The organism is Mesorhizobium sp. (assembly GCF_024509055.1).
Lineage (GTDB): Bacteria > Pseudomonadota > Alphaproteobacteria > Rhizobiales > Rhizobiaceae > Mesorhizobium.
This window is the reverse complement of the sequence record NZ_JANINM010000263.1, coordinates 1-2,458: the sequence shown is the minus strand read 5'-3', so window position 1 is coordinate 2,458 and position 2,458 is coordinate 1. Positions and strand designations below refer to the sequence as shown.

At 64.7% G+C, this 2,458-nt stretch carries 2 protein-coding genes; one reads left to right on the top strand and one right to left on the bottom strand.

The genetic code is table 11. From position 1 onward, the window contains the following. Nucleotides 1–710: saccharopine dehydrogenase C-terminal domain-containing protein (locus Q0L57_RS12645; protein WP_296743112.1), on the top strand; the 710-nt coding region annotated here is incomplete at its 5' end. Between the two features lie 162 nt (nucleotides 711–872). Here Q0L57_RS12645 and lpdA read toward each other — a convergent pair. Beyond that, on the bottom strand, nucleotides 873–2,270 hold the full coding sequence (gene lpdA / locus Q0L57_RS12640; protein ID WP_296743110.1) for a dihydrolipoyl dehydrogenase: 1,398 nt from the start codon (nucleotides 2,268–2,270) through the stop codon (nucleotides 873–875). Between the last annotated feature and the right edge of the window lie 188 nt (nucleotides 2,271–2,458).

Sequence of the window (2,458 nt, the reverse complement as noted above, 5' to 3'; positions counted from 1 at the left end):
CCAACGATCTTGCCAGCCGCTTCGACACGCTGGAAAGCGTGCGCATGCGCGTCGGCGCGCTCCCGCAATATCCATCGAACGCTCTGAACTACAATCTGACCTGGAGCACCGACGGCGTCATCAACGAGTATTGCGAACCCTGCGAGGCGATCGTCGAGGGAGAGCTGATCGAGGTGCCGCCGCTGGAGGAGCGCGAGCAATTCTCGCTCGACGGCGTCACCTATGAAGCGTTCAACACCTCCGGCGGGCTGGGCACGCTGGCCGAGACGCTGAAGGGCAAGGTGCGCACGCTCAACTACCGCACCATCCGTTACCCCGGCCACGCCGCGATCATGAAGGCGCTGCTCAACGACCTTGGCCTGCGCCATCGCCGCGAGGTTCTGAAGGATATTTTCGAAAGCGCTTTGCCGGCGACGATGCAGGACGTCGTCATCGTCTTCGTCACCGTTTCGGGCCGCCGCAACGGTCGCCTGCTGCAGGAGACTTACGCCAACAAGATCTATTCGCAGCGCGTCGGCGCGATCGTGCGCAGCGCCATCCAGATCACCACGGCTTCCGGCATCTGCGCCGTGCTCGACATGCTGGCCGACGGCAGCCTGCCGGCGAAGGGTTTTGTGCGCCAGGAAGACATCGCGCTCGACGCGTTTCTGGCCAACCGCTTCGGCCGCGCCTATGCCCAGCACGAAATGGTGAGCCGGCTGGCGAGCTGAACTGCGCCTCTTTCCTTCTCCCCCTGTGGGAGAAGGTGGATCGGCGCGCAGCGCCGAGACGGATGAGGGGTGTGCGACGGAGTGAGACGTTGGTGTTCCCTGGAGCACCCCTCATCCGTCGCCTTCGGCGACACCTTCTCCCACAAGGGGAGAAGGGGGAGCTCAAATATGCAGCGCATGCCCCAGCGCCTTCAGCGCCGCTTCCTGGAAACCTTCGCCCTGCGTAGGATGCGCATGGATCGTCCCGGCGATATCTTCCAGCCGCGCGCCCATTTCAAGCGCCAGACCGAAGGCCGCTGACAGTTCAGACACGCCTTGCCCGACGGCCTGGATGCCCAGCACCAGATGATTGTCCGCGCGGGCGATGACCCGCACGAAGCCGTCCTCGCCTTGCCTGGTCATGGCGCGGCCGTTGGCGGCGAACGGAAACTGCCCGATCTTGATCTCGCTGCCCAACGCCTTCGCCTCCTCCGGCGACAGTCCGGCCGTGACCAGTTCGGGATCGGTGAAGCAGATCGCCGGGATCGCCCGCTTGTCCCAGCTTCTTTTGTGGCCGGCGGCGATCTCTGCCACCATTTCGCCCTGCGCCATCGCCCGATGCGCCAGCATCGGCTCGCCCGTGACGTCGCCGATGGCGAAAATCCCGCGCATCGAGGTCCGGCACTGGTCGTCGATGCGGATGAACTTGCCCGCCATGTCGAGATCGATCTGTTCCAGCCCCCAGCCTTCGGTGAGCGGCTTGCGGCCAACGGTGACGAGGATCTTGTCGGCGGCGACCTTGGCGTTCTTGCCCTCGGCCGTCTCGACCAGCAAAGCGTCGCCCTTGGTCGACAGGCCCTTGGCCTTGGCACCCGTCATCACCTCGACGCCAAGCTCACCGAGCCGCTTCAGCACCGGCCTCGTCAGTTCGGCGTCATACTGCGCCAGCACGCGCGGCAGCGCCTCGACCACCGTCACCTTGGCGCCCATCTTGGCAAAGGCCATGCCGAGCTCCAGTCCGATATAGCCGCCGCCGACGACGGCGAGCTTCGTCGGCACCTCGCCCAGCGCCAACGCCTCGGACGACGAGATAACCGGTCCACCGAAGGGCATGAACGGCAATCCAACCGGCGCTGAACCGGTGGCGATCACCACCGTCTCGGCGCGGATGACCTGTGTCCCCGTCTCTGTCTCGACCTCGACGGTCTTGCCGTCGCGGAACGTCGCCCAACCCTGGACCGTCTTGACCTTGGCCTTTTTCAGCAGTCCGGCGACGCCGCTATTCAGCCGGCTAACGATACCATCCTTCCAGCCGACCGTCCGTGACAGATCGAGCGTCGGCGCGCCGACCTTGATGCCTATCGGATCGGCGCCGCCGGCCATTTGCGCAACCTTCGCGAACTCCTCGGCGGCATGGATCAACGCCTTGGATGGAATGCAGCCGACATTGAGGCAGGTCCCTCCAGGCTTGCCCGCTTCGACGATGACCGTATCGACGCCGAGCTGACCGGCGCGGATGGCGCAGACATAGCCGCCTGGCCCGGCGCCAATGACGAGCAGCTTGCAGGAGATTTCTTTCATGGGGTCACCTCGATCGGTAGCCGTGCCTCGGTGCCGTATCGCCTAGGTTGGAGATTTGCCGAGGTGCTCGTGCATTCGTCATTCCAGGGCGAAGCAAGGAGCGAAGCGACGCGCGCAGACCCTGGAATCCATACCGTGACATTCGAGCGTTGCAACGATGCAGAATTCTGCTCCGCCGCACCCTTCGA